This is a genomic window from Enterococcus sp. NPDC086594 (genome assembly GCF_044746145.1).
Taxonomy (GTDB): domain Bacteria; phylum Bacillota; class Bacilli; order Lactobacillales; family Enterococcaceae; genus Enterococcus_D; species Enterococcus_D entomosocium.
Genome location: NZ_JBIVBP010000004.1, coordinates 16,493 through 42,027 on the forward strand (window position 1 = coordinate 16,493; position 25,535 = coordinate 42,027).

Annotated in this window: 26 protein-coding genes; 16 read left to right on the forward strand and 10 right to left on the reverse strand. The window is 43.5% G+C overall.

Features of this window, described 5'->3' with window-relative positions:
- Positions 1-186 precede the first annotated feature (186 nt).
- Genes ACIPK1_RS07805 through ACIPK1_RS07820 form a run of 4 tightly spaced genes read right to left on the reverse strand, consistent with a single transcriptional unit; the run spans position 187 to position 2,682 of the window.
- Entirely contained in the window at positions 187-957 is a 771-nt protein-coding gene (locus ACIPK1_RS07805) for an Asp23/Gls24 family envelope stress response protein (RefSeq protein WP_301389065.1), read from the reverse strand.
- A 24-nt stretch (positions 958-981) separates the two neighbouring features.
- The gene (locus tag ACIPK1_RS07810) at positions 982-1,170 is read right to left on the reverse strand and encodes a DUF2273 domain-containing protein (protein ID WP_301389063.1); all 189 of its coding nucleotides are present in this window, start codon (positions 1,168-1,170) and stop codon (positions 982-984) included.
- 10 nt (positions 1,171-1,180) lie between these two features.
- Complete coding sequence (amaP, locus tag ACIPK1_RS07815) at positions 1,181-1,750, reverse strand: alkaline shock response membrane anchor protein AmaP (RefSeq protein WP_005232936.1); 570 nt, start codon at positions 1,748-1,750, stop codon at positions 1,181-1,183.
- A gap of 38 nt (positions 1,751-1,788) precedes the next feature.
- Positions 1,789-2,682, reverse strand: coding sequence for an SDR family oxidoreductase (locus tag ACIPK1_RS07820; protein ID WP_301389060.1), 894 nt, complete (start codon positions 2,680-2,682; stop codon positions 1,789-1,791).
- A gap of 256 nt (positions 2,683-2,938) precedes the next feature.
- Between ACIPK1_RS07820 and ACIPK1_RS07825 the strand changes: the two genes are divergently transcribed.
- The 3 genes from ACIPK1_RS07825 (at position 2,939) to ACIPK1_RS07835 (ending at position 4,744) form a co-directional block, all read left to right on the forward strand.
- On the forward strand, positions 2,939-3,391 hold the full coding sequence (locus ACIPK1_RS07825; protein WP_196043920.1) for a DUF2188 domain-containing protein: 453 nt from the start codon (positions 2,939-2,941) through the stop codon (positions 3,389-3,391).
- A 350-nt stretch (positions 3,392-3,741) separates the two neighbouring features.
- The gene (locus ACIPK1_RS07830; protein WP_318036246.1) at positions 3,742-4,209 is read left to right on the forward strand and encodes a DUF5626 family protein; all 468 of its coding nucleotides are present in this window, start codon (positions 3,742-3,744) and stop codon (positions 4,207-4,209) included.
- 16 nt (positions 4,210-4,225) lie between these two features.
- On the forward strand, positions 4,226-4,744 hold the full coding sequence (locus ACIPK1_RS07835) for a helix-turn-helix domain-containing protein (protein WP_005232932.1): 519 nt from the start codon (positions 4,226-4,228) through the stop codon (positions 4,742-4,744).
- Positions 4,745-4,849: 105 nt separating this feature from the next.
- Here ACIPK1_RS07835 and mnmG read toward each other — a convergent pair whose 3' ends face one another.
- Entirely contained in the window at positions 4,850-6,742 is a 1,893-nt protein-coding gene (mnmG, locus tag ACIPK1_RS07840; protein ID WP_008376950.1) for a tRNA uridine-5-carboxymethylaminomethyl(34) synthesis enzyme MnmG, read from the reverse strand.
- A gap of 33 nt (positions 6,743-6,775) precedes the next feature.
- Positions 6,776-8,173, reverse strand: coding sequence for a tRNA uridine-5-carboxymethylaminomethyl(34) synthesis GTPase MnmE (gene mnmE, locus ACIPK1_RS07845; protein ID WP_034859087.1), 1,398 nt, complete (start codon positions 8,171-8,173; stop codon positions 6,776-6,778).
- A gap of 238 nt (positions 8,174-8,411) precedes the next feature.
- On the opposite strand from mnmE, the gene ACIPK1_RS07850 reads away from it, so the two are divergent.
- Positions 8,412-8,741: a heavy metal-binding domain-containing protein gene (locus ACIPK1_RS07850; protein ID WP_005226284.1), complete on the forward strand. Its 330-nt coding sequence runs from the start codon at positions 8,412-8,414 to the stop codon at positions 8,739-8,741.
- Positions 8,742-8,943: 202 nt separating this feature from the next.
- On the opposite strand, the gene jag is transcribed toward ACIPK1_RS07850, so the two are convergent.
- The 4 genes from jag to rpmH form a co-directional block, all read right to left on the reverse strand.
- A complete protein-coding gene (gene jag, locus ACIPK1_RS07855) occupies positions 8,944-9,702 on the reverse strand; it encodes an RNA-binding cell elongation regulator Jag/EloR (RefSeq protein ID WP_005232929.1) in 759 nt (252 codons plus the stop codon).
- Positions 9,703-9,719: 17 nt separating this feature from the next.
- The gene (locus ACIPK1_RS07860) at positions 9,720-10,544 is read right to left on the reverse strand and encodes a YidC/Oxa1 family membrane protein insertase (protein WP_008376942.1); all 825 of its coding nucleotides are present in this window, start codon (positions 10,542-10,544) and stop codon (positions 9,720-9,722) included.
- Positions 10,545-10,562: 18 nt separating this feature from the next.
- Complete coding sequence (gene rnpA, locus ACIPK1_RS07865) at positions 10,563-10,898, reverse strand: ribonuclease P protein component (RefSeq protein WP_008376940.1); 336 nt, start codon at positions 10,896-10,898, stop codon at positions 10,563-10,565.
- A gap of 147 nt (positions 10,899-11,045) precedes the next feature.
- Positions 11,046-11,180 (reverse strand): 50S ribosomal protein L34, encoded by a 135-nt coding sequence (rpmH, locus tag ACIPK1_RS07870; RefSeq protein ID WP_002356012.1) that lies wholly within the window; start codon positions 11,178-11,180, stop codon positions 11,046-11,048.
- Between the two features lie 511 nt (positions 11,181-11,691).
- Here rpmH and dnaA point away from each other — a divergent pair.
- From dnaA to dnaB, 12 genes are all read left to right on the forward strand, one after another.
- Positions 11,692-13,029, forward strand: coding sequence for a chromosomal replication initiator protein DnaA (dnaA, locus tag ACIPK1_RS07875; RefSeq protein ID WP_005232925.1), 1,338 nt, complete (start codon positions 11,692-11,694; stop codon positions 13,027-13,029).
- Positions 13,030-13,188: 159 nt separating this feature from the next.
- Complete coding sequence (dnaN, locus tag ACIPK1_RS07880; protein WP_005226354.1) at positions 13,189-14,319, forward strand: DNA polymerase III subunit beta; 1,131 nt, start codon at positions 13,189-13,191, stop codon at positions 14,317-14,319.
- A gap of 222 nt (positions 14,320-14,541) precedes the next feature.
- A complete protein-coding gene (gene yaaA, locus ACIPK1_RS07885; RefSeq protein ID WP_008376781.1) occupies positions 14,542-14,781 on the forward strand; it encodes a S4 domain-containing protein YaaA in 240 nt (79 codons plus the stop codon).
- Positions 14,768-15,880 (forward strand): DNA replication/repair protein RecF, encoded by a 1,113-nt coding sequence (gene recF, locus ACIPK1_RS07890; protein WP_005232923.1) that lies wholly within the window; start codon positions 14,768-14,770, stop codon positions 15,878-15,880. Before yaaA ends, recF begins: the two co-directional genes overlap by 14 nt.
- A 5-nt stretch (positions 15,881-15,885) precedes the next feature.
- Positions 15,886-17,835 carry a DNA topoisomerase (ATP-hydrolyzing) subunit B gene (gene gyrB, locus ACIPK1_RS07895; protein ID WP_005232922.1) on the forward strand — a complete coding sequence of 650 codons (1,950 nt, stop codon included), beginning with the start codon at positions 15,886-15,888 and terminating at the stop codon, positions 17,833-17,835.
- A 23-nt stretch (positions 17,836-17,858) separates the two neighbouring features.
- Positions 17,859-20,384, forward strand: a complete 2,526-nt coding sequence (gene gyrA, locus ACIPK1_RS07900; RefSeq protein ID WP_301388913.1) for a DNA gyrase subunit A — start codon at positions 17,859-17,861, stop codon at positions 20,382-20,384.
- Positions 20,385-20,647: 263 nt separating this feature from the next.
- Positions 20,648-20,947, forward strand: a complete 300-nt coding sequence (gene rpsF / locus ACIPK1_RS07905; RefSeq protein ID WP_005226363.1) for a 30S ribosomal protein S6 — start codon at positions 20,648-20,650, stop codon at positions 20,945-20,947.
- A gap of 43 nt (positions 20,948-20,990) precedes the next feature.
- Positions 20,991-21,515, forward strand: a complete 525-nt coding sequence (gene ssb, locus ACIPK1_RS07910) for a single-stranded DNA-binding protein (RefSeq protein ID WP_005232920.1) — start codon at positions 20,991-20,993, stop codon at positions 21,513-21,515.
- A gap of 23 nt (positions 21,516-21,538) precedes the next feature.
- Positions 21,539-21,775, forward strand: coding sequence for a 30S ribosomal protein S18 (rpsR, locus tag ACIPK1_RS07915; protein ID WP_005226367.1), 237 nt, complete (start codon positions 21,539-21,541; stop codon positions 21,773-21,775).
- 239 nt (positions 21,776-22,014) lie between these two features.
- Positions 22,015-23,463 (forward strand): DHH family phosphoesterase, encoded by a 1,449-nt coding sequence (locus ACIPK1_RS07920; protein WP_005232918.1) that lies wholly within the window; start codon positions 22,015-22,017, stop codon positions 23,461-23,463.
- Between the two features lie 15 nt (positions 23,464-23,478).
- Positions 23,479-23,931, forward strand: a complete 453-nt coding sequence (gene rplI, locus ACIPK1_RS07925) for a 50S ribosomal protein L9 (RefSeq protein WP_005226371.1) — start codon at positions 23,479-23,481, stop codon at positions 23,929-23,931.
- 108 nt (positions 23,932-24,039) lie between these two features.
- On the forward strand, positions 24,040-25,410 hold the full coding sequence (dnaB, locus tag ACIPK1_RS07930; RefSeq protein ID WP_005226374.1) for a replicative DNA helicase: 1,371 nt from the start codon (positions 24,040-24,042) through the stop codon (positions 25,408-25,410).
- The last annotated feature ends 125 nt before the right edge of the window (positions 25,411-25,535 follow it).

The following is a 25,535-nucleotide window of genomic DNA, read 5'->3' on the forward strand; positions in this document are numbered from 1 at the left end:
TACCATTTTTTAACTGGGGCTTTAAGGTTGGTTTAAGGCAGAGGAATTATACTCATTTCAATCCAAAAAACTTTTTTCATTTTTCCTTGACCAGCGAGGCTGCCAACCCTCCTGGTCAGCTTTTTTCTCAAAGAAACAAGCATTGATCCTGTGATCAATGCTTGTTTTTGTTTCATATGAAACTTTTTATTTCACGCGAGGTTCGTTGTATTCTTCGATACGATCAGACGCGCGGGAAGCCGCATGTTTGGCTTTGTTGGTTTGACGTGAAGCAAAGTCGCCGGTTTTAGATGCAGCTGACGATACTTTGTCTTGAACCGTTTCTTGTTCCTCTTCGTATTCAGCGATCGTTTTTACATCTACAACGTTGATGTTGACTTCGATCACTTCTAATTGGGTCATTGTCGTTACTTCTTTTTGAATGACTTCTTTGACTTGTTCAGCGATTTCTGGGATGTTGCGGTCGTATTCAACCACGATATCTAAATCAACGGCTACTTGTTTTTTCCCAACTTCAGTATTGATACCGGCAGTCACATTATCTGTATTAACTAATTTTTCAGCAATATTAGAGAAGAAACCACCATCGACCGTCAACAGGCCATCTACATTTTCTAATGCAATTCCGATAATTTTTTGGATCACTTTGTCATCATAGGTCAATGAACCATGAACGGGTGCTTCCCCGGTTGGTCCTTCAAAATCGTTGTGGCCAGGTTTTGGCGGTGCTGGATGATGTCCGGCTGGATCTGGATTTCCTGGTGCTGGATGATCCCCTGGTTTTGGTCCATTTTGTTGTCCTGCTACTGCTTTTTCAGCATTTGGTACCACTGGATCAGGTGATTCAGTCATTGGAATCGCATTTTCATTGGCTTGATGATTGGTGTTGGGAACCACTGGATCTGGATGTGCACTGACATTTTTTTCATTGTTTAATTCGTTTTTATCGTTATTCATTAAAAATTCCTCCTATAAAATACGTTATTGTTGGTTAAAAAATTCGTCGATGATACCGGTACGTTGGAGATACAATCCTAGCGCAAAACCCAAACCTGTTAGGAGTAGAATCAGCAATGTTTTGAAAAAACCGATCGTTACAAACAACACAGCCAGAATAAGGCCGATTGCTCCAAAAATCAATGGGATTTTGTATTGTTGTAGTTCGTTCATCATAGCCCTCCTATTCTACTCGCGGGTTTTCCGGAGTCTCATTTTGTTCAAAATTCGCGTAATTGACTTCGACTTTGACTTTTTCACTTGAGCCAAGCACTCGTTGGACATCTTGTTGGATTTCCGCCATTAAGTTTTCGGTTTTGCCAACTAAGGCAGACGTCCGTTTCAAGCGGCCTTTGATTTTGATTAAAATTCGATTTTTGGTCGCCTTGACATGAACTTTTGGTCCTTCAACAAATTCTTTTTCATTTACTTTCGTACGTACAAGTCCTTCGATCGCTTTCTTATCGATCGTCAATGCGCCCTTATCCTCTTTCAAAACAAAGGTTGTTTTGGTTTTTGGATAGAACAGCACGACTAAGATCACGATCAAGAATACGGCGATCAAAACAACGGCTACCCAAAACATATATTGACGCATAAACAAGTTGTCAAAGAAATACGTGACGACATTGCCTCTGCTGTCCAAACCAAATGGCAGCTGCATGTAAGGATTACTCATTAAAACAATTGGTAATAAGACAGTGATAAAGATCAACGAAACGATGATTGATACGATTTTCCACCCTTTACTCATAGGACACCTCCTCCTTTTTCTCCGATTTTTTGATAAGCTTACAAGTTGATGGCTTCTCCGCCGGTAACACCATAAATCTGTGCTGTCACATAGCTAGCTTTATTGGAAGCTAAAAAGACATAGACGGGTGCCAGCTCAGCTGGTTGTCCTGCCCGCTCCAGTAATGCTTGCTGACCAAATTCAGGCAGCTTGTCTTGCGGTTGGCCATGATCTAACTGTAATGGTGTCCAGATTGGTCCTGGGGCTACCCCATTGACCCGAATCCCTTTTTCAGCAAATTGTTTCGCCAAGCTGACTGTAAAACTGGCGATCGCCGATTTGGTTGCCGCATAATCCATTAAATGGGCGCTTGGACTAAAGGCTTGGACAGAAGTCGTTGTCACGATCGCTCCCCCAGCCGGTAAGTGTGGCTCAGCTGCTTTCACTAATGCAAACATTGAGATAATGTTTACCATAAAGGTGTCTTTCACTTGTTCAATCGGTAATTCTGCAATCGATGGCCGCGTGATTTGCTGTGCTGCGTTCAATACTAATGTATCTAACCCACCTAATGCTGCTACCGCTTTGTCAACGATCTCTTGTGGTGCCGCTTCGTCTCGCAGGTCATAGGGTAGCAAAATCACTTTGCGTCCGGCTTCTTTGATGTACCCTACAACTTCTTCGGCATCTTCTTCTTCTCCTGGGAAAAAGTGCAGGGCAATGTCTGCTCCTTCACGAGCGAAGGCAATCGCTGCTGCTCGTCCGATCCCAGAATCCCCACCGGTAATCAGTACCCGCCGGTTTTCTAACTGCTGACTTCCCTCATAAGAGTCTTCACCACAATCAGGTTTTGGTCGCATTTCTTCTTGTAAAGCAGGCGTATCTTGTTCCTGTTTGCTGTATTTACCCGTGTGATAAAGTTCCCGTGGATCAGTCAAAATAGGTTCACTCATTCTTACGTCCTCCTTTTCTCTATAATAAAATTCTAAACCATTCATTTTTTTTTGGGAAATATAACGCTTTGTTAACAAAAATAAATCCTCGTTTATTAGAAAATGAAAAAAGAAAGTGCCCTCATTTTTGACCAGAAAGCAAATGATTTCACTTTTTTATAGAAGGGGGTAAACTAATAAGTAATACTTGGTGGTGCCTGTAAAAGGAAACCCTTGAGAAAATGACTTTGGATCAAGAAAAAGGAGGAACCAAACAATGCCTTGGAATGTCCGTGATTATCCTGCGTCAATGAAGAATCTAGACCCCTTAGTTCGTAAAAAAGCGATCGATATCGCCAATGCCCTGCTAGCCGATGGCTATTCTGACGATCGGGCGATCCCGATCGCCACGAGTCAAGCAGAAAAATGGTATGACAATGCAGATGAAGAGGAGAAGAAAGCTTTTCAGAAAGAGAGAAATCCGCAAAAAGATGATGCCCATCAAACCAATAAAAATGCGAAAAAATTAATGGATGCGGATGTTGAAGTTGTGTATGAAGAGGACCAATGGCAAGTCCGTTCCAAAGGAGCAAAACGTGCCAGTGATCATTTCGACAATAAAGCAGAGGCCATCGCCCGTGCCAAAGAAATTGCCGAAAACAAAGAATCCGTGGTGAACGTTTATAAAAAAGATGGCGACCATCAAAAGGATATTGATTTAGGAGAATAAAAATGGCCGCAAAAAAGCGGAAGGAGGTCTTACGTTTGTCGTTTTAACGGCGCGAAACGTTACCTTCTCTTTCGCTTTTTTGTTTCCTTTTACAGCTAGGTTTGGTTAAAACTAAAGCAACCGCTTCTTTAACGTTTCTTTTAAAAAGCAACGTTTCATTGTCAGAAACCTAAAAAACGAAGACCTTTTGAATGAACCATTACGTTTAAAATTTCTCGATATCCTAAAAAATAAGCCTATGAAATGCTGCTCTAGCAACAACTGTAAACCATCCGTTGCCGTTACAAATTAGCTTGTGCTTTCTTTAACTAGCCAAACCTTGTATACTTAAACTATCAAAAGTACAAGGAGTGGTGTTTGTGAAAAAATTATTTTTTGTGCCGTTTATTTTTATTTGTTTCTTCTTTGCTCTCCCAGCTGCCGCCCAAACAGTGGAAGAACCTGAACTCGTTTACGACTTAGCATCAGATAGTCCCTATGAGCAGCTGATCACCGTAGATGAAGAAGGCAACGAGTTGATTTTGACCATTGAAAAATTGCCGTCATTCCGGGCAAATCTGGCAGCAGGAACGTATCGCGTGTCAAAAACATCCACCGGTAATTGGACCGCTAGTTACAATGTCACGGTCAATAGCCGCAATCAATTTACAGGCACTTCGAATTTAAGTTTAGTTGCTCACAGAGGAAGTATCACTTCTAGTTCATTAACTCACACGCCCACTAAAGCCACCTGTACGTTTAAGCAAAAAGCAGGTATAATCACTACCAATGGGAGTGTCGTAACCACGATCTCAAATGGGAAGCTAGTTGTTAAATAGCAGATAGGAGCATACATTGGCTTTAGCAGAACAATTAAAAAGCTGTCGCGAGTCTTCCGGATTGTCGCAAACAGCAGTCGCAGAAAAATTACAGATTTCACGCCAGTCGATTTCAAAATGGGAAAATGGGCGCGGCTATCCAGATATTGAGAATTTGATTTTGTTGAGCGATCTCTATCAAGTCTCGATTGATGAGCTCTTGCGGGAAAACGAAGCGTTAAAAGAGCGGATCGAAACCAATAATCAAGAGATCAACGACAAAAAAGAAAAATTGTCGTTACTCCAAAGAACGATGGCAACGGAAAAAGATGAAAGTCTGCTCTTGCTACTGTTAGCTGGAATCGGCTCATTTCTCTTTCCATTAGGTTTGATTTTAGATGGCTTTGTCTTATGGCGTAACAAAAAGGCCAATAATTTTTATGTATTGATCTATATCGTCTGTGCCTTCTCAATTTTCTTGAATTTGTACGATGGCTATGTCCATCTCAGCAACATCATGAATTGGGGAACCACTACGATTGAAAAAGTTGAATAATTCAATTGCTAACACAAAAAGCCCGCTGCGAGTTACTCTCGTAGCGGGCTTTTGACACTGTATTTACCATTTATAAATTGGTTTTTCGAAGAATATTAACCGTCTTTAGTTAACCTTTGCAATCTTCCCTTGTTCGATATACACCATCAAAATACTAATATCAGCTGGGTTTACTCCGCTGATACGGCTCGCTTGGGCGATGGTTTCGGGTTGGATTTTTTGCAGTTTTTGTTTGGCTTCTGTTGCCAAGCCATTGATAGCGGCATAGTCGATGTTTTCAGGAATGCGTTTGGCTTCCATCCGTTTGAGTTTCTCCACTTTTTCGAGGGCTTTTTTAATATAACCTTCGTATTTGATTTGGATCTCGACTTGTTCGATCTCTTTTGGCTTCAATGCTTCATTGGCTTCGATAAATTGCAGCATTTCCGCATACGTCACTTCAGGCCGGCGCAAGAATTCATTTGCTAAAACGCCATCTTTCAAGGTGGCCGTCCCTTTGGCAGTCAAATATGCTTGTACTTCTGGCGTTGGTTTGATGCGGATTTTAGACAAGCGTTTGATTTCTGCTTCAACAGCTTCTTTTTTCGCTACATATGCTTCGTATTGCGCTTCTGGGACGAGCCCAATTTGATGTCCCACTTCGGTCAAACGCAGATCGGCATTATCATGACGCAGCAATAAGCGGTATTCGGCACGAGAGGTCAATAAACGGTATGGTTCATTGGTTCCTTTGGTCACCAAATCATCGATCATCACACCGATATAACCGTCGCTGCGTTTCATAATGAAAGGTTCTTTGCCTTGAATTTTCAAAGCGGCATTGATGCCGGCAATCAAGCCTTGACCGGCCGCTTCTTCATAGCCGCTGGTTCCGTTGGTTTGTCCTGCCGTAAAGAGGTTTTCGATGACTTTGGTTTCTAATGTTGGACGCAATTGATGAGGTACCACGACATCATATTCAATGGCGTAGCCCGTCCGCATCATTTCCGCTTTTTCTAAACCTGCGATGGAATGCAGCATTTGGACTTGGACGTCTTCTGGCATAGAAGTAGAAAGCCCTTGAACATACACTTCTTCGGTGTTCAATCCTTCTGGCTCCAAGAATAGTTGGTGACGAGATTTGTCTGCAAAACGCACGATTTTGTCTTCGATGGATGGACAATAACGGGCACCTACCCCTTCGACGATCCCTGTAAACATCGGCGCCCGATGTAAATTCTGGTTGATGATTTGGTGCGTCCCTTCGTTCGTATAGGTCAACCAGCAAGGTTCTTGGTTTTGATTGTAGGCTTCATCGGGTGTGCTGTAACTAAAGTGATTCGGTTGTTCATCGCCAGGCTGGATCTCCGTTACCTCATAGTTGATGGTGCTGGATTTGACCCGCGGTGGTGTACCGGTTTTAAAACGAGCGATCTCTAGACCAAGCTCTTTCAAATGATCGGCTAATCCAATCGATGGCTGGGAGTTGTTTGGACCAGAAGAATACTTCAACTCTCCAATGATGATCTCCCCTCGCAACGCTGTTCCTGCAGTGATCACTACAGCTTGGGCTTGGTAACGAGCGCCTGTAGAGGTCACGACGCCACGGCATTCGCCTTCTTCAACGATCAGCTTTTCAACGATCCCTTGGCGCAGTGTCAAATTGGCTTCTTTTTCGATCGTTCGTTTCATTTCAGCCGCATAGGCATGTTTATCGGCTTGCGCCCGCAAAGCCCGCACTGCGGGACCTTTTCCTGTATTGAGCATCCGCATTTGGATGTAGGTTTTATCGATATTTTTGCCCATTTCTCCGCCTAAAGCATCGATTTCGCGCACCACGACGCCTTTTGCTGGTCCGCCGACGGAGGGATTACAAGGCATGAATGCGACCATGTCTAAGTTGATGGTCAGTAAAAGGGTTTTTGCCCCCATTCGGCTGGCTGCTAAGGCAGCTTCTGATCCGGCATGGCCGGCACCAACAACGATCACGTCATAACTTTCTGCTTGATATTCTTGCATGGTGTTCTCCTTTTTACGCCAGTGGCGCATTCTTTATTTTCCTAAACAAAACTGACTGAACAATTGGGTGATCAACTCATCTTGGACACTGTCGCCGACAACTTCTCCTAGATAGTCCCAGCAGCGTGTCATATCGATTTGAACCAAGTCGACAGGCATTCCTGCTTCGATCCCTTGGATGACCTCAGACAACGACTGAACGGCATTTTCTAATAAGGCAATGTGGCGGGTGTTAGAAAGATAGGAAGCATCCTTGTCGGTGGTTTTCCCCCCAAAGAATAGATCGGCAATGGCTTGTTCCAGTTGATCCAAGCCTTCGTTGGTCAATACAGAGACAGAAAAAATCGGTTCATCTGCTGCGTACTGCGCTAATTCAGCGGGCGCTAGTTTTGGCTCAAGGTCGGTCTTATTCAATAAGATGATCCGACGGCTGCCAGCAGTCAGCTCCAGCAATTGTTTGTCTTCCTGGGTCAATCCTTCGCTTTGGTTGAGAACCAGCAAAATCAACTCCGCTTCTGCCAGTGCTTTGCGGCTGCGTTCGACCCCGATTTTCTCAACGACATCTTCCGTTTCGCGGATACCAGCCGTATCGATCAGTTTCAACGGTACCCCGCGAACATTGACATACTCTTCAATGACATCTCGGGTGGTGCCGGCAATGTCTGTCACGATGGCTTTTTCTTCCCTTAATAAATGGTTCAATAAGCTGGATTTACCGACATTCGGCCGACCGATGATCGCAGTACTCAGGCCTTCTCGCAAAATTTTTCCTTGTTGGGCAGTTGCTAATAAGGCTTGGATCTGCCCTTTGACCATCGTGGCCTTTTCTAACAATAAGCGGGTCGTCAATTCTTCCACATCATCGTATTCAGGGTAATCGATATTCACTTCAACTTGCGCCAACGTCTCTAAGATCTCTTGGCGTAAGGTCCGAATCAAGTGGGAAAGATTGCCATCCAGCTGATTGACAGCGAGATTCATCGCCTTATCGGTCTTAGCACGAATCAGGTCCATCACCGCCTCGGCTTGAGAAAGATCAACCCGTCCATTTAAAAAGGCCCGCTTCGTGAATTCCCCCGGCTCAGCCAAACGTGCGCCTTGTCGTAAAACCAGTTGCAAGAGTTGATTGACGACAACGATCCCGCCGTGACAGTTGATCTCAACGACATCTTCTCGGGTAAAGGTCCGCGGCTTTTTCATCACTGAAAGCATCACTTCATCCATCAAACGGTTTTCTTCTGGGTCCACGATATGACCATAATGAATCGTATGACTAGGGACTTGGGCGAGGGTTTTAGTGCCTGCTTGAAAAATCCGATCCGCAATTGCGATTGCTTCTTCCCCGCTTAATCGCACAATACTGATGGCCCCTTCGCCTGGCGGGGTGGAAATTGCGGCAATCGTATCAAATTCTTGCGTAATATTCGCCATGTTGCATGCTCCTCCTATTTTTTCACATAAAAAAAGTGCCCACTCCACCCGTCAAATTGATTGAAAATCAATAAAAACGAGTAGACTTAGCACTTTGACTGCTTGTCAATTAAATTCTGGAAATAGATTAGCACATTTTTGCGCGAGTCGCAAGCTTCCTTCAAAAACTTTTAAATTTTGCATCTGTCCGCAAAAACCTTTAAAATAAAAGCAAAGAATAAGAAAAGAGGGATCTATTATGGAAACCATCAAATCATCAAACAGTGCTGCCCGCATTAAAGAAATCATTTTATCGACAGGAAACGTGAATCGGCCTTATGTCGTGCGGGATATCGTCTTTGCGGCAGACAAAATCGAAGTAGATCTATTTGATACATCTGTGAATTTGAACGATCTTTTGGCAGATGTGACCTATCGCTTAAAAGAAACCGCCCACAGCTACGGTGCGAATGCAGTGATCAACTGTCATTTCGAACACGACCGCATCGTCGAAGGCGACAAAACCTACCTTGAGATCTTTGCCTATGGTACGGTGGTTCAATTTACTCAATCAACCATTGGCGGCTAATTGCCCCTTTGAACAACGAAATACAAAAAAGAGTCCGCGGCATACGGACTCTTTTTTGATACCAAAGGCTGACCTACGTAACGTATGTTGACTTTGATAAGAATGATTTCTAGTCAAGGATACTTGGTTTTAAATTTGTTGTCAATCGCTTTTTCCCATCAAAAAAGGGAAAGGCTTGTCAGACCGCCTTTCCCTTTTTTCATTAAATTCGTTTGTCCGCAGGTTCCACTACTAAGTAGCGATACGGTTCATCCCCTTCAGAATGAGTTTGAACATACGCATCTTTACTCAATACGGAATGGATCTGCTTTCTTTCAAACGCCGGCATCGGCTCTAAAAAGACCGGGCGGCCTGTTCGTTTGACTTTTTCAGCAGTACGGCTGGCCAAACGTTCTAAGATCGCTTGACGTTTTTCACGGTAATCCCCGACATTCACAACGATCGACAATTTGTTTTTCGCGATGCGATGAATATAAACTTGCGCCAAATATTGCAGTGCATTCAAGGTTTTGCCGTGCTTCCCAATCAAAATGCCTTGTTTTTGCGTTTCTAAATGAAAGACGATCACGCCGTCTTGACGAGCGGTTTTTACTAAGGCAGGTGCATTCAATGCTTTTGAAATATTTGTCAGATAGAGTCCCAACTGAGCTAGTGCTTCCTCATCTGAAAGATCCGTCAGCAAAACAGGTTCGCTCGCGGCCGCCTCCATCACACTGCTTGCATCCTCTGTCGTCACAGGATCTGGTTCTACCAGCGGTTTTGCTGGTACTTCTTCAACGGGTGCCGGTTCTTCAACGATTCTTTTTTCAATGGAGACCCGTGCTTGTTTTTTTCCTAGCCCCAAGAAGCCTTTTTTTCCTTCATCCAGGACTTCGATTACTGCTTGATCTTTGGTGATACCAAGGACTTGCAATCCCTCTTGAATTGCTTCAGCTACTGTCAGATTTTCATAAATCGGCATTGCAGTGCAACCTCCTCTTATTTTTTCCGTTTCTTTTTAGGACTCATTGCTTTTTTCAGGGCTCGTTCACGCTCGCGTTCTTTGCGGGCGGCTTCTTCTCTTTCTTGGCGAATCTTGAATGGGTTATTTAAGATCATTGTTTGCAAGACTTGGAATGCATTAGAAACAACCCAGTACAAGGAAAGACCGCTGGCAATGTTGATCCCCATCAGTAAGATCATCATCGGCATAGCGAAATTCATGATTTTCAAACTCGCATTTGATTCCACTTGGCTCATACTTGATAAGTAGGTACTTGCAAAAGTAAAGAGCGCCGCTAAAATCGGCAAGATGAAGTATGGGTCACGATCACCCAGCTGCAGCCATAAGAATTTTCCTTCTTGCAGAGCAGGAACCCGTGAGATCGATTGCCACAAGGCCATCAAAATCGGCATTTGTACCAATAATGGTAGACAGCCTGCATAGGGATTGACATTGTTTTCCGCATACAAACGTTGTGTTTCTTCTTTTAACTTGCTTTGTGTTTCTGTATCTTTTGACGCATATTGCTGCTGCAGCGCTTTTAGCTTCGGTTGTAATTCTTGCGTTTTGCGCATGCTTTTGGTTTGAAAGTGCATCAACGGCATCAAAATGACCCGGATGATCAATGTAAAGAGGATGATCCCGATCCCGGCATTGCCGAAGGAGAGGGCTTTGATCGCCTCTGCAAAATAATAAACGATGTAACGATCCCATAGACCGGTACTTTGTGCATTTACTTCACCTGTTGCACCGCAGGCAGATAAGACAACTACTAATGAGAGAACTCCCAAAAATAGTAAGACGCGTTTCCCTTTTTTCACGTAACTAATTCCTTTCCATTAATGAATAATTTTGGCAAGCTTTAAGACATGCTCTAAATTCGAGTAGATTTCCTTTGAGGAACAAGTGGCGATACTTGGACGGGCGATCACAATAAAATCGATCGCTGGTTCGATTCGCGGCTTCATTTCCGTTAAGCTCGCACGAATCTTGCGTTTGACCTCATTTCGCTTCACTGCATTACCGACTTTTTTTCCTACAGATAAACCAACTCGAAAATGTGATTGCTCTTTAGGTAAGACATACACCACGAACTTCCGATTTGCAAAAGAATTTCCTGCCTGAAAAACTTTTTGAAAATCTTGCTCTGTTTTTACTCGATAGGATTTTCTCATCTTCGGTTCCATCACTTCTTTCAATTAAGCTTCGCGAAACGGATTGAATCCGTAACCACTCACCTGTCAATAATACCATATTTGCCAAAAGTCAGACACTATATTCCGCAAAAACGGCATAAAAAAAAACCACTGGCATTCAGTGGCTTACGCAGAAATAACCTTTCTGCCTTTACGACGACGGCTAGCTAAAACACGACGTCCATTTTTTGTACTCATACGTTTACGGAATCCGTGAACTTTTTGACGTTTACGTTTATTTGGTTGATACGTTCTTTTCATTTATTTCCACCTCCATCAGGATAATGCTTATGCGCACAGACATACTTTGATAGTATAACGAGTCAAGTACTAGTTTGTCAATAAGAAGTTTGCTCAAAATCGACCATTCTTTATCCACAATTCCCTTGATTTGTGTGGGTTTGCTGTTTACAGCTAATTTTTGTGGATAACTTTTTCCCCAGAGTTAGTTTGACTTTTTCCACAAACAAACAGCCTGTAGAAAAGTTTTCCACAATCGCTTTTTCAACTGTTGATAACTCCCCTAAAACCTAGTACTATCAAGGCGTGATCTTCACATAGATCTGTGGATAAGAGAGATTTTTTTCTAGTTATGCACATTCTTTTTCTACCTGTGGATAGTGCATTTTCGAACATGTGCATTTCCTTTTTTCTTTTATCCCGTTTTGTGGAAAAGTATTTTTTTCTAACCTTTTTTATCGTAATCTGTGGAAAACTTTTTCAATCCGTGCTATTTTAGTTATATCTATTCTTAGTTATAGGAGGACAATTTATGCCATCTGCTGATTCTATTTGGCAAGATCTTCAACGTTCCTTTAAAGAAGAGCTGAATCCGGCCAGTTATAGTGCTTGGATCGAGACTGCCAATGTCTTGTCGTTTGAAAAAAATCAGCTGCTGATCGAAGTACCCAGCGATCTTCATAAATCTTATTGGGAAAAAAATCTAGCTGCCAAAATTGTTGAAATGGGATTTATGAAAACTGGTGAAGAATTGATTCCTAGTTTTGTGACTGTCGAAGAAGCAGAAGCTTTAAAAACAGCCCCTTCTACTATTCAAACAGCTGCAAAAGAAAACGAGCGGCCGCCGAAATCGATCTTAAATGAAAAATACACATTTGATACCTTTGTCATCGGGAAAGGCAATCAGATGGCCCACGCTGCTGCTTTAGTTGTTGCAGAAGATCCTGGGTCTATTTATAATCCGCTGTTCTTCTATGGTGGCGTTGGTTTAGGGAAAACCCACTTGATGCATGCGATCGGTCATCAAATGTTGCTAAAACGTCCCAATGCCAAAATCAAGTATGTTAGTAGTGAAAATTTCACCAATGATTTCATTACTTCTATTCAAAAGAACAAAATGGAAGATTTTCGAAACGAATACCGCAATGTTGATCTTTTGCTGGTGGATGATATTCAATTCTTAGTCAATAAAGAAGGAACCCAAGAAGAATTCTTTAATACCTTCGAAGAACTGTATCGCAATAATAAACAGATCGTCCTGACAAGTGATCGTTTGCCAAATGAGATCCCGACTTTGCCGGAACGTTTGGTTTCCCGTTTTGCTTGGGGCTTATCCGTTGATATCACCCCGCCGGATCTAGAGACGCGGACTGCGATTTTGCGGAAAAAAGCCGAAGCCGAACGCTTGGAGATCCCCGACGATACCTTAAGTTATATCGCTGGGCAGATCGATTCGAATATCCGAGAACTTGAAGGAGCACTCGTGCGGGTGCAAGCTTTTGCTACGATGCAAAACTCAGACATTACAACGAGCTTGGCAGCTGAAGCCATCAAAGCCTTGAAATCAAGCCATGGCTCGACCCAAGTTTCGATTTTGCAGATCCAAGAAGAAGTCGCAAAATACTATCACATTCATGTCAATGATCTAAAAGGGAAAAAACGGGTCAAAGGCATCGTTGTCCCACGCCAGATCGCGATGTATCTCTCTCGAGAATTGACCGATAGTTCTTTACCAAAAATCGGCGGCGAATTTGGCGGCAAAGACCATACAACGGTCATTCATGCCCATGAAAAAATTCAGCATTTAGTCGAAACAGATCCCACGATCAAAAATGAGATCGCTGAAATCAAACAAATCCTCTTCAGCTGATCTGTGGATAAGAAAAGAAGAACCAAAAAAGTTGTCCACAAGTTATTCACAGGCATTTTCGTTAGTCTAATCACTCTTTTCTCGAGTTATCCACATTACTAACAAGCCTATTACTACTATTACTTTTATTTAATAACTATAAATTAAAGGAGTATCGCTATGAAGCTAACTTTAAACCGAACAGAGTTCATGCAAGAATTACAAACTGTCCAACGGGCGATTTCAACCAAAACCACCATCCCGATCTTAACCGGAGTAAAATTGTCCCTTTCAGAAAAAGGATTGACCATGACTGGGAGCAATGCCGATATTTCCATTGAAACTTTTTTAAGTGTGGAAAACGAAAAAGCGCAAATGCAAATCGAAAAAACAGGAGCAATCGTTTTACAAGCACGTTTCTTCAGCGAAATCGTTCGTCGTTTGCCTGAAAGTACCTTAACGTTAGAAGTTTTAGACAATAATCAAGTAGCGATCACTTCTGGAAAAGCTAACTTTACCGTCAACGGCTTGGATGCCGATAGTTATCCACATTTACCAGTTGTCGAAAGTCAAGATTCGATCGAGATTCCAGCGCACGTGTTGAATAAGGTTGTTAGTGAAACGGTCTTTGCGGTTTCGCAACACGAAAGCCGTCCAATCTTAACTGGGGTCCACTTTGTCTTAGAAAATCAAAAATTATTAGCTGTTGCGACGGACTCACACCGTTTGAGTCAACGGGTGATTCCCTTGGAAAGCGGGGAAACAGCCTTCAATATCGTGATTCCCGGCAAAAGCCTAACGGAACTTTCTCGTTCCTTAACAGATGAAGAAGAAGCGATCCAAATCAGCATTATGGATAACCAAGTATTGTTCCAAACGAAAACTATGAAATTCTATTCTCGTTTATTGGAAGGAACTTACCCAGATACCAACCGTCTGATCCCTTCAAGCTTCAATACTGAAATTGAATTTTCTGTGCCAGAATTGTTACAGGCTATCGAACGGGCGTCATTGCTTTCCCATGAAGGCCGTAACAACATCGTTCGTTTGGCAATCTCCGAGGAAGCTGTTGTCTTATATGGAAACTCACCAGAAATCGGGAAAGTGGAAGAAGACCTTTCTTTTGAAAAAGTGACCGGCGACCCATTAGAGATCTCTTTCAATCCTGATTATATGAAAGCTGCACTACGAGCATTTGGTGACACCAGCATCGTGATCCGCTTTATCTCAGCGATCCGTCCCTTTACGTTGGAGCCAACAGAGAGCAAAGGCAGCTTTATCCAGCTGATCACACCGGTGCGCACCAACTAGTTTTTCATGTCTTTTGAAAAAAGTTGAAACAATCATCTGAAAATGAATAAATGAGTTAAAAGGGCTTAAAATCGTTTTTAAGCCCTTTTTTCTATTTTGGCTTCTTTTTTGTCTAAAAGCAGTAAGTCTTCTGAGAATGAAAAATATGCCGATGAATTTGTTTTCTTGGCAAAAAAAGAGTATAATAGAGCTAAACGCTCTTTGATAGAATTGAGGGGAATTATGAAAATGCAAATACCGTTAGAAACGGAATATATGACACTTGGACAAATGCTCAAAGAAGTCAGTGTGATCAGCAGCGGCGGCCAAGCGAAATGGTACCTTGCAGAGCACACCGTTTTTGTCGACGGCGAGCCGGAAAATCGACGAGGGCGCAAATTGTATGCGGGAATGCGTGTTGAGCTACCTGATGAAGGTACTTTTTTTATGGTGAAGAAGGAAGACGCAGATGCGGCTGAATGAGTTGCATTTAAGCAATTATCGGAACTATGATTCGCTGACACTGACTTTTGAGAAAGGTCTGGTCATTTTTTTAGGCGAAAATGCGCAAGGAAAAACCAATATTTTAGAAAGTATCTATGTATTGGCGATGACCAAAAGCCACCGCACCTCCAGCGAGCAAGAACTTATCCGTTGGGACACGGAAGGTGCGCGGATCTCTGGCAGTGTCAGTCGGGGACGCTCAACGATCCCGTTAGAACTGTTTTTGTCAAAAAAAGGACGAAAAACGAAAGTAAACCACATTGAGCAAAAAAAGCTCAGTAGTTACATAGGGCAGCTGAATGTCATTTTATTTGCTCCAGAAGACCTCTCCCTTGTAAAAGGAAGTCCCCAAGTCCGCCGCAAATTTCTCGATATGGAAATTGGGCAGATCGATCCAATTTATCTCTATGATCTCGTTCAATACCAATCCGTTTTGAAACAGCGCAATCAATACTTAAAACAGCTGAATGAAAAAAAACAGACCGATGAGATCTATTTAGATGTTTTGACGGAACAGCTGGTGGCTTTCGGCAGTAAAATCATTTTAGCCAGACAACGGTTTGTTCAGCGCTTGGCGTATTGGGCAAATCAGCTGCACCAAAAGATCAGCCAAGGAAAAGAAACCTTGCAGATCGACTATTTATCAAATGTGCCCGGTGAGGCGACCTCGCTGGAGGAGATCCAACAGCAATTTGTCAAAGCCTTGGCACAAGTCAAAGACCGTGAACGATTTCGGCAAGTCACGTTGGCAGGCCCTCATCGAGACGATCTGGATTTTTTGATCAATGAGAAAAATGTTCAGACCTTTGGTTCGCAAGGACAGCAGCGAACAACGGCCCTAAGTGTCAAATTGGCAGAAATCGATTTGATGAAAGAAGAAACAGGGGAATATCCCGTCCTTTTATTAGATGACGTCATGAGTGAGCTGGATGATTCCCGACAACTGCATTTATTGGAAACCATTGAAGGAAAAGTTCAGACCTTTCTGACAACGACGACATTAGAACATGTGAAAGACAAAATGTCTGTGGAAGCAGAGATTTTTTATGTAGAGCAAGGACATATTAAAGGAGAATAGACTGAATGACAGAAGAAGAAAAAAGCTTAGTTGAACGTGCGAAAGCCTATGATGCCAGTCAGATCCAAGTGCTGGAAGGACTAGAAGCCGTCCGCAAACGACCTGGGATGTACATTGGTTCTACCAGTTCAGAAGGTTTGCACCACTTAGTATGGGAAATCGTCGATAACTCGATCGACGAAGCACTAGCAGGCTTTGCCTCAAGTATTCAAGTGATCATTGAACCAGATAATAGTATTACGGTCGTCGATGACGGTCGGGGGATCCCCGTTGATATCCAAGCCAAGACAGGCCGTCCAGCGGTAGAAACCGTCTTTACGATCCTGCATGCCGGCGGGAAATTTGGCGGCGGCGGCTACAAAGTATCTGGTGGACTACACGGGGTAGGTTCCTCCGTCGTTAATGCGTTGTCCACGACTTTAGACGTAAAAGTCTATAAAGAAGGCAAAGTGTATTATCAAGAATACCATCGTGGAGCAGTCGTTGATGACTTAAAAGTGATCGATGAAACCGACCGCCACGGAACGACCGTCCACTTTGTTCCAGATCCAGAGATCTTTACGGAAACAACGGAATTCAATTTTGATAAATTAGCGACGCGGGTTCGGGAATTAGCCTTCTTGAACCGTGGTTTAAAAATCTCGATCGAAGACAAACGGGAAGAAAAACCCGTTTTGAAAGAATATCATTACGACGGCGGGATCAAGAGCTATGTGGAGCATTTGAATGCGAGTAAAACAGTGATTTTCCCAGATCCGATCTATTTAGAAGGAGAACAACAAGGAATCACGGTTGAAGTCTCCATGCAATATACCGATAGCTACCATAGCAACCTGCTAAGTTTTGCCAACAACATCCATACCTATGAAGGTGGAACCCATGAATTCGGGTTTAAGACTGCCTTGACCCGGGTGATCAATGATTACGCCCGCAAGTCAAAATTGATGAAAGAAAACGACGAAAACCTGACCGGAGAAGATGTTCGGGAAGGCTTGACGGCGGTTATCTCCATCAAGCATCCAGATCCTCAGTTTGAGGGACAAACGAAAACCAAATTAGGAAATTCCGAAGTGCGGACAGTCACCGATCGTCTCTTTTCCGAACATTTCACGAAATTCTTGATGGAAAACCCGAATGTGGGTCGTCAAGTCGTGGAAAAAGGACTTTTGGCATCAAAAGCCCGTCAAGCAGCCAAACGTGCCCGGGAAATGACTCGCCGAAAAGGTGCGTTAGAAATCAGTAACTTACCTGGGAAATTAGCCGACTGTTCCAGTAATGATCCAGAAAAATGCGAATTGTTTATCGTCGAAGGAGATTCTGCCGGCGGTTCAGCAAAACAAGGCCGCAGTCGGGAATTCCAAGCGATCTTACCGATCCGTGGGAAGATTTTAAATGTCGAAAAAGCCAGCATGGACAAAATCTTAGCAAACGAAGAGATCCGTTCATTGTTTACGGCAATGGGTACCGGGTTTGGTGCTGATTTTGATGTAGCAAAAGCCCGTTACCACAAGCTAGTCATCATGACCGATGCCGATGTCGATGGTGCCCATATCCGGACCCTACTCTTGACGCTGTTCTATCGTTATATGCGTCCCATCGTTGAAGCCGGTTATGTCTATATCGCACAACCGCCATTGTACGGTGTCAAACAAGGGAAAAATATTCATTATATCCAACCCGGCAAGAATGCCGAACAAGATTTGAAAAATACGATTGAATCACTACCTGCGACACCAAAACCAACAGTTCAACGATACAAAGGTCTAGGGGAAATGGATGACCACCAGTTATGGGAAACCACGATGGATCCTGACAATCGGATGATGCTGCGGGTCAGCGTAGATGATGCCATTGAAGCCGATCAAATTTTTGAAATGCTGATGGGGGATCGCGTCGAACCAAGACGGGCCTTTATCGAAGAAAACGCGCACTACGTGAAAAATCTTGACATCTAGCCAATCGTAGAGGAGGAAACAGCTTGAGTGAAGAAGCAAAACAAAATATTCATGACGTCAATCTGACCAGTGAAATGCGCGAGTCCTTTATCGATTATGCAATGAGTGTAATTGTTGCTAGGGCTTTACCAGATGTGCGGGATGGCTTAAAGCCGGTTCACCGCCGAATTTTATATGGAATGAATGAATTAGGGGTCACACCAGACAAGCCCCATAAAAAATCAGCCCGGATCGTCGGCGATGTCATGGGGAAATACCATCCCCATGGTGACAGTGCGATCTATGAATCAATGGTGCGGATGGCACAGCCCTTCAGCTATCGCTACATGTTAGTCGATGGCCACGGAAACTTTGGTTCAGTCGATGGTGACGGTGCCGCTGCGATGCGGTATACCGAAGCCCGCATGAGCAAACTGGCGATGGAGATGCTGCGGGACATCAACAAAGATACTGTTGATTTCCAAAGCAATTATGATGATACAGAACGAGAACCAGCGGTATTACCAGCACGCTTCCCGAACCTTTTGGTCAACGGGACGACGGGGATCGCTGTTGGGATGGCGACCAATATCCCGCCTCATAACTTGAATGAAGTTATTGCAGCCATCGATCTATTGATGGAAAATCCAGAAGTCACGACAAGTGAATTGATGGAAGTCCTGCCGGGACCAGATTTCCCAACCGGCGGGATCGTCATGGGAAAATCCGGTATTCGCCGTGCCTATGAAACAGGGAAAGGTTCGATCACTGTTCGCGGAAAAGTCGAAGTGACTGAAATGCCCAACGGTAAAGAACGGATCTTAGTGACTGAATTGCCGTATATGGTCAATAAAGCGAAGTTGATCGAGCGGATCTCTGAGCTGCACCGTGACAAACGGATCGAAGGAATCACCGATCTGCGGGATGAATCGTCTCGTGAAGGCATGCGGATCGTGATCGACGTTCGTCGCGACGTCAGTGCGTCGGTGATCTTAAACAATCTCTACAAAATGACTGCACTGCAATCTTCTTTTGGCTTTAATATGTTAGCCATTGAAAAAGGCGTGCCGAAGATTTTGAGTTTGAAACGAATTTTAGAAAATTACATCGAGCATCAACAAGAAGTGGTAACTCGTCGGACACAGTTTGATAAAAACAAAGCAGAAGCCCGTGCCCACATCTTAGAAGGGTTACGGATCGCATTGGATCATATCGATGAGATCATTGCTTTGATCCGGGCATCAAATTCTGATGATGAAGCAAAAAATAGCATGATGGAGCGCTTCAAATTGTCCGATCGCCAAGCGCAAGCAATTTTAGATATGCGTTTGCGTCGCTTGACTGGTTTGGAACGCGACAAGATCGAAAACGAGTACCAAGGTTTGTTAGAATTTATCGCTGATTTGACAGACATTTTAGCAAATCCACAACGAGTCCTAGAGATCATCCAAACGGAGTTGCAAGAATTAGGCCAACGCTTTGGCGATGATCGCCGGACTGAATTATTGGTTGGGGAAGTCTTAAGTCTTGAAGATGAAGACTTGATCGAAGAAGAAGAAATCGTCATTACTTTGACGAACAATGGATACATCAAACGAGTAGCTAAGTCTGAATTCCGTGCACAACGTCGCGGCGGACGTGGCGTTCAAGGAATGGGGATCCACGATGAAGACTTCGTGAAGACGTTGATTTCTTGTTCGACTCACGACACATTACTGTTCTTCACCAATAAAGGGAAAGTTTACAAAGCCAAAGGTTATGAAATTCCTGAGTATGGTCGGGCAGCCAAAGGTATCCCTGTGATCAATCTGCTAGGGATCGATTCTAGCGAACGGATCGAAGCGATCATTTCGGCTTCAGGTGGGCCTCAAGAAGGACGCTACTTGTTCTTCACGACGCGTCTAGGTGTGGTCAAACGGACCTCAGTGACGGCCTTTTCAAATATCCGTGCCAATGGTCTGATTGCGATCGGTCTTCGGGAAAATGATGAGTTGGTTAACGTGATCGAAACCCATGGCGAAGATGTCGTGATCATCGGCACCCACGATGGCTACTCTGTGACTTTCAAAGAAGCCCTTGTTCGGGATATGGGCCGAACAGCTGCTGGTGTGCGAGGCATTCGTCTAAGGGACGGAGACTACGTGGTAGGCGCTGCAGTGATCACAGAAGACAGTGAAGTCTTGGTCATCACTGAGAACGGCTATGGCAAGCGTACCAAAGGCTCTGAATACCCAATCAAAGGTCGTGGCGGAAAAGGGATCAAAACAGCCAACATTACGGTGAAAAACGGTCCATTAGCCGGCTTGACGACGGTCAGCGGTGAAGAAGACATCATGGTGATCACCGATAAAGGCGTCTTGATTCGTTTCAATGTAGCGACTGTTTCCCAAACTGGTCGGGCAACCTTAGGGGTTCGTTTGATGAAGATGGAAAACAATGCCAAAGTAGTGACGATGGCAACGGTTGAACCAGAAGTCGAAGAAGAACTAGCGACTGCTGAAGAAACAGCGGGACAAGACGTGCCAGTTGTGGAAGAAACAACGGAAGACACTACGGATACACAAGAATAAGCAATACGTTTTCTAGGAAGACAGCAACCTGCGAACATGCAGCTTGCTGTCTTTTTACTCTTTTTCAAAAAATCGGCAGCAGCTGACGTATTTATCAGTGTAAGCGATTGTTTGCAGTGATGGGTAGATGCAGGGACGCAAAAAAATAGCTTGCAGTAGGGACGAAAAAAGTGTATAATAATTATTTGTGAGTAGTCTAATTAGACCACTCTCTCTGCTCCTAGAAAACTAGGGGCCAAAGTCCACAGGGAGGTGAAAAATCAATGGAAAACACGAAATATGAGATCTTATATATCATTCGTCCAAACATTGATGAAGAAGCAAAAGCCGCATTGATCGCTCGTTTTGACTCAATCTTAACTGATAACGGCGCTGAAGTTATCGAATCAAAAGATTGGCAAAAACGCCGTCTAGCGTATGAAATGGATGGATTCCGTGAGGGTATCTATCACATCGTTAAAGTTTCTTCTTCAACAACTGCAAGTGCAATCAACGAGTTTGACCGTCTTGCGAAAATCAATGATGACATTATCCGTCACATGATTGTCAAAGAAGAAGCATAATATTGTTTCACATGAAACAAAAGCGATGAGGAGATGATGAACTTTGATTAATAATGTTGTACTAGTAGGAAGACTAACCAAAGATCCTGATTTACGTTACACTTCTAATGGCACTGGTGTCGCAACCTTTACCTTGGCGGTAAATCGCAATTTTACCAACCAAAGTGGAGAGCGCGAAGCTGATTTCATCAACTGTGTTATTTGGAGAAAACCAGCGGAAACATTAGCAAACTATGCACGCAAAGGAACTTTATTAGGGGTTACTGGACGTATTCAAACCCGTTCATACGACAACCAACAAGGCCAACGTGTTTATGTAACAGAAGTCGTTGCTGACAACTTCCAATTATTAGAATCGCGAAATGCTTCCGAGCAAAGACGCACAACTGATAGCGGATCTGGCAGCAGCAATACGTATAACTCAAATAGTTCTTCTGGATTTGGTAACAATAACTCAAATCAAACTCAATCCTCTCAACCATCAGGAATGCCTAATTTTGATCGAGACAACTCCGATCCATTCGGAAACTCATCAATCGACATTTCAGACGATGATTTACCATTCTAAGAAATTGATAGGAGGGAAATAGGATGGCACAACAAAGAAGAGGCGGACGCAAACGTCGTAAAGTAGACTACATTGCTGCAAACCATATTGAACATATCGATTATAAAGATATTGAATTACTAAAACGTTTCATTTCAGAACGCGGTAAAATTTTACCACGTCGTGTAACTGGTACTGGTGCGAAAAACCAACGCAAACTTACCATTGCAATCAAACGTGCGCGTATTATGGGATTACTTCCATTCGTAGGCGAAGAATAAATCGAATGATTTTCATTGACAAGTTTCTTTTGAAGCTTGTCAATTTTTTTATCTACTGAAGAAATACTTGTTATTTTATATACAGATAAAATAACAAGTGACAGAAATTTTCCCATGATTATCTCACCAAAAAAGTTTCACGTGGAACTTTTTGCATCGATCGCCTATTTGATTGTTTTGTGGTAAAATAAGGAACAAAGCTTCAAAAAAATGGGATGATACATTGAGGGGTAAAAAAGATGGCAGCAATTGGGTTGATTTCAATTGATAATTACGATGATTTGATTGAGAAAAAAGACGACAAACAAGTTTCTTATTTGAACTCGCTGATCACGACACTGATTTCTGATTGGGCAAGTGAGAATCATGTTTTTTACAAACGAATCAATTCCGAGCGGTTTCTTTTCGTCGCGAAGTATTCAGATATTGAGCGGATGAAGGAAGAAAAATTCCAATTTTTGACTAGAGTACGGCAAGTTGCGGAAAAAAATGATCTGGCATTAACGATCAGTATGGGAATCTCCTATGGGGAAGAGTCTTTTGAAGAGATTGGTGAAGTGGCACAAAACAATCTCGACATTGCGTTAGTTCGTGGCGGCGATCAAGTCGTTTTAAAAGAAGCCAAAGAAGAAGCAAAACCGCAATTCTTTGGCGGTAATACGGATGGTACGCCGAAGAGAACGCGTGTTCGTTCTCGTGCCATGAGTACGGCGTTGAGAAAGATTTTTGCTGAAAACCAGCGGATCTTTATCATGGGTCATCGTTACCCGGACATGGATGCTTTAGGTTCGGCTTTTGGGGTGGCTTACATGGCGATGATGAGCGACAAAGAATGCTACATCATTTTAAATCCGAAAGAGATCACCGCCGATATTCAGCGGGCATTGGAAGAATTGAAAAAATACCCCGAGCTGGAACGATTTGTGATCACTGGGGAAGAAGCAGTCAATTTATCAAATGAAGAAAGTGTCTTAGTGATGGTAGATTACCATAAGCCGTCGATGTCGATCTCGCAAGCGGTCTATGATGAATTTGACAAAATCGCAGTGATCGATCACCATCGTCGCGGGGATGAGTTTCCCGATAAGCCATTATTGACGTATATTGAATCTTCCGCGTCTTCAGCATCGGAACTGGTAGCAGAATTGATCCAGTATCGCGCTTCTCGCAGATCGCAAGTCCCTAAATTTATTACGACTTCTTTATTAGCGGGAATCTACGTGGATACGAAGAACTTCACGGTGCGAACCACTGGTCGGACCTTTGATATTGCTGGCTATTTGAAAAATCAAGGCGCAGATACGTCATTGGTTCAATACATGTTGAGTACGGATTTAGATTCCTATTTGATGATCAGTGAACTGGTTTCTCGCAGCCAGCATTTCCGAGAAGATATCGTGATTGCTGCAGCGGATGAAGATCGGGTGTACGATAGTGTCACCGTTGCAAAAGCGGCCGATACTCTGCTATCGATCAATGGGATCCATGCCGCGTTTGTCATTACGAAACAGCCAGGAGATTTGATCGGTATTAGTGCTAGAAGTACCGGAAAAGTCAATGTACAAACCTTGATGGAGGCATTAGGCGGCGGCGGACATTTTACCAACGCAGCCACGCAAATAAAAAATAGCAGCATTGGCGATGTAGAAAACCAGTTGCGAGCGGAATTAACGAAAAATGAACAATAACAAGGAGTGACCAAGATGAAAGTTATTTTCTTACAAGATGTCAAAGGCAAAGGCAAAAAAGGCGATATCAAGGAAGTCCCTAATGGCTACGCACAAAACTTCCTGATCAAAAACAACTTAGCCAAACCTGCCAACAATGAAAGCATGGCAGAATTAAAAGGCAAACAAAAAGCCAAAGAAAAACAAGATGCGGAAGTCTTAGCAGAAGCGAAAGAGCTAAAAGCACTTCTTGAAAAAGAAGAAACCGTCGTGAAGATCAATGCCAAAGCAGGGGAAGATGGCCGCTTGTTCGGTTCGATCCCATCAAAACAAATTGCCGATGCTTTGAACAAGCAATACAAAATCAAAATCGATAAACGCAAAATCGAATTGGATCAGCCGATTCGTGCATTAGGGTTTACGCAAGTACCTGTAAAATTGCACCCACAAGTAACAGCAACGATCAATGTTCATACCATTCAAGAATAAGTATTACTCCCAACAGTCACATGTTTGGGTTTTTTTCGGCAAACGTCCAAGCAATCTTGTACTTTGGATGGGAATCTTGTAGAATGAATGGACGAAGGAGCGAATGGCATGAATGAAGTTTGGCAAAATCAAGTTCCCCCACAAGATATTGAAGCGGAACAAGCGGTCCTAGGGGCAGTCTTTTTAGATGCCGATGCGATCATCGATGCAATGGAAGTAATCGCCCCAGAAGATTTTTATCGCCGCAGCCATCAAATAATTTTTCAAGCAATGATCCAGTTGAACGACCGGAGTGAATCGATCGACTTGATCACGTTGAAAGCAGAAATTGAAAAAAGCAACAGTCTTGAAGATGTTGGCGGTCTGACGTATCTGACTGAATTGAGTCAAGCTTCACCATCAGCAGCAAGTATTGCTTATTATGCGAAGATCGTTGACGACAAAGCCACGCTGCGCAATCTAATCCAAACAGCGAGCCGTATCGTAACCAAAGGCTTTGAACAAGATGAAGATGTGCAGTCGATCATTGATCAAGCAGAAAAAAGTATTTTAGAAGTATCCGAAAAGCGCAACAGTAATGGCTTCCAATCGATAGCGGAAGTCTTGAATCGGACGATCGAAACGATCGATCAATTGGCGCAAAACAACGAAGAAATCACCGGATTACCTACGGGTTATGCGGCTTTAGACAAAATGACGGCGGGGCTGCAAAAAGAAGAGCTGATTATTCTCGCTGCCCGCCCCGCGGTAGGGAAAACCGCATTTGCCTTGAATATCGCACAAAATGTCGGAACGAAAACCGATCGTTCCGTGGCGATCTTTAGTCTGGAAATGGGGGCTGAATCATTGGTTAACCGGATGCTTTGTGCGGAAGGCTCGATTGAGGCCAGTCACTTGCGGACGGGGCAGCTCTCAGAAGAAGAGTGGCGGAATTTGATCGTTGCCATGGGCAGTCTTTCTAACGCCAATATCTATATCGATGATACCCCCGGGATCAAGATCTCTGAGATTCGGGCACGTTGTCGGAAACTCGCGCAAGAAAAAGGCAATCTCGGCTTGATATTGATCGACTATTTGCAGTTGATTGAAGGAACGGGTCGCGAAAACCGCCAACAAGAAGTCTCTGAGATCTCTCGCCAATTAAAGAAACTGGCGAAGGAATTGAAAGTGCCGGTGATTGCACTGTCTCAGCTTTCTCGGGGTGTGGAACAGCGACAAGACAAACGTCCTGTTTTAAGTGATATCCGGGAATCAGGATCGATCGAGCAGGATGCCGATATCGTTGCTTTCTTGTACCGAGATGACTACTACCGCAGCGAAGGCGACGATGACGATGAACCAGAAGAACAACAAAACAACAATGTGATCGAAGTCATTATTGAGAAAAACCGGAGTGGTGCCCGAGGGACCGTCGAACTTCTATTCATCAAAGAATACAATAAGTTCTCCTCGGTCTCGCCACGAGAAGAGTTCGGGTAAGGCACCAATGATTTGAGAAACAAAGGCTCCTGCTGCCGTCTGCATCGCGCTGATGGTAGTAGGGCTTTTTTTATGTGCCGACTTTATTCGTTTTTACGTGTATAAATAATTATTCCAAAGAAAAT

Excerpts from the sequence above, each read along its gene's own strand:
- ACIPK1_RS07805 (WP_301389065.1), bottom strand. The coding sequence starts at position 957 with ATGAATAACGATAAAAACGAATTAAACAATGAAAAAAATGTCAGTGCA.
- ACIPK1_RS07810 (WP_301389063.1), bottom strand. The coding sequence starts at position 1,170 with ATGAACGAACTACAACAATACAAAATCCCATTGATTTTTGGAGCAATC.
- amaP (WP_005232936.1), bottom strand. The coding sequence starts at position 1,750 with ATGAGTAAAGGGTGGAAAATCGTATCAATCATCGTTTCGTTGATCTTT.
- ACIPK1_RS07820 (WP_301389060.1), bottom strand. The coding sequence starts at position 2,682 with ATGAGTGAACCTATTTTGACTGATCCACGGGAACTTTATCACACGGGT.
- ACIPK1_RS07825 (WP_196043920.1), top strand. The coding sequence starts at position 2,939 with ATGCCTTGGAATGTCCGTGATTATCCTGCGTCAATGAAGAATCTAGAC.
- mnmG (WP_008376950.1), bottom strand. The coding sequence starts at position 6,742 with ATGCAAGAATATCAAGCAGAAAGTTATGACGTGATCGTTGTTGGTGCC.
- mnmE (WP_034859087.1), bottom strand. The coding sequence starts at position 8,173 with ATGGCGAATATTACGCAAGAATTTGATACGATTGCCGCAATTTCCACC.
- ACIPK1_RS07850 (WP_005226284.1), top strand. The coding sequence starts at position 8,412 with ATGGAAACCATCAAATCATCAAACAGTGCTGCCCGCATTAAAGAAATC.
- jag (WP_005232929.1), bottom strand. The coding sequence starts at position 9,702 with ATGCCGATTTATGAAAATCTGACAGTAGCTGAAGCAATTCAAGAGGGA.
- rnpA (WP_008376940.1), bottom strand. The coding sequence starts at position 10,898 with ATGAGAAAATCCTATCGAGTAAAAACAGAGCAAGATTTTCAAAAAGTT.
- rpmH (WP_002356012.1), bottom strand. The coding sequence starts at position 11,180 with ATGAAAAGAACGTATCAACCAAATAAACGTAAACGTCAAAAAGTTCAC.
- dnaA (WP_005232925.1), top strand. The coding sequence starts at position 11,692 with ATGCCATCTGCTGATTCTATTTGGCAAGATCTTCAACGTTCCTTTAAA.
- dnaN (WP_005226354.1), top strand. The coding sequence starts at position 13,189 with ATGAAGCTAACTTTAAACCGAACAGAGTTCATGCAAGAATTACAAACT.
- yaaA (WP_008376781.1), top strand. The coding sequence starts at position 14,542 with ATGAAAATGCAAATACCGTTAGAAACGGAATATATGACACTTGGACAA.
- recF (WP_005232923.1), top strand. The coding sequence starts at position 14,768 with ATGCGGCTGAATGAGTTGCATTTAAGCAATTATCGGAACTATGATTCG.
- gyrB (WP_005232922.1), top strand. The coding sequence starts at position 15,886 with ATGACAGAAGAAGAAAAAAGCTTAGTTGAACGTGCGAAAGCCTATGAT.
- rpsF (WP_005226363.1), top strand. The coding sequence starts at position 20,648 with ATGGAAAACACGAAATATGAGATCTTATATATCATTCGTCCAAACATT.
- rpsR (WP_005226367.1), top strand. The coding sequence starts at position 21,539 with ATGGCACAACAAAGAAGAGGCGGACGCAAACGTCGTAAAGTAGACTAC.
- ACIPK1_RS07920 (WP_005232918.1), top strand. The coding sequence starts at position 22,015 with ATGGCAGCAATTGGGTTGATTTCAATTGATAATTACGATGATTTGATT.
- rplI (WP_005226371.1), top strand. The coding sequence starts at position 23,479 with ATGAAAGTTATTTTCTTACAAGATGTCAAAGGCAAAGGCAAAAAAGGC.
- dnaB (WP_005226374.1), top strand. The coding sequence starts at position 24,040 with ATGAATGAAGTTTGGCAAAATCAAGTTCCCCCACAAGATATTGAAGCG.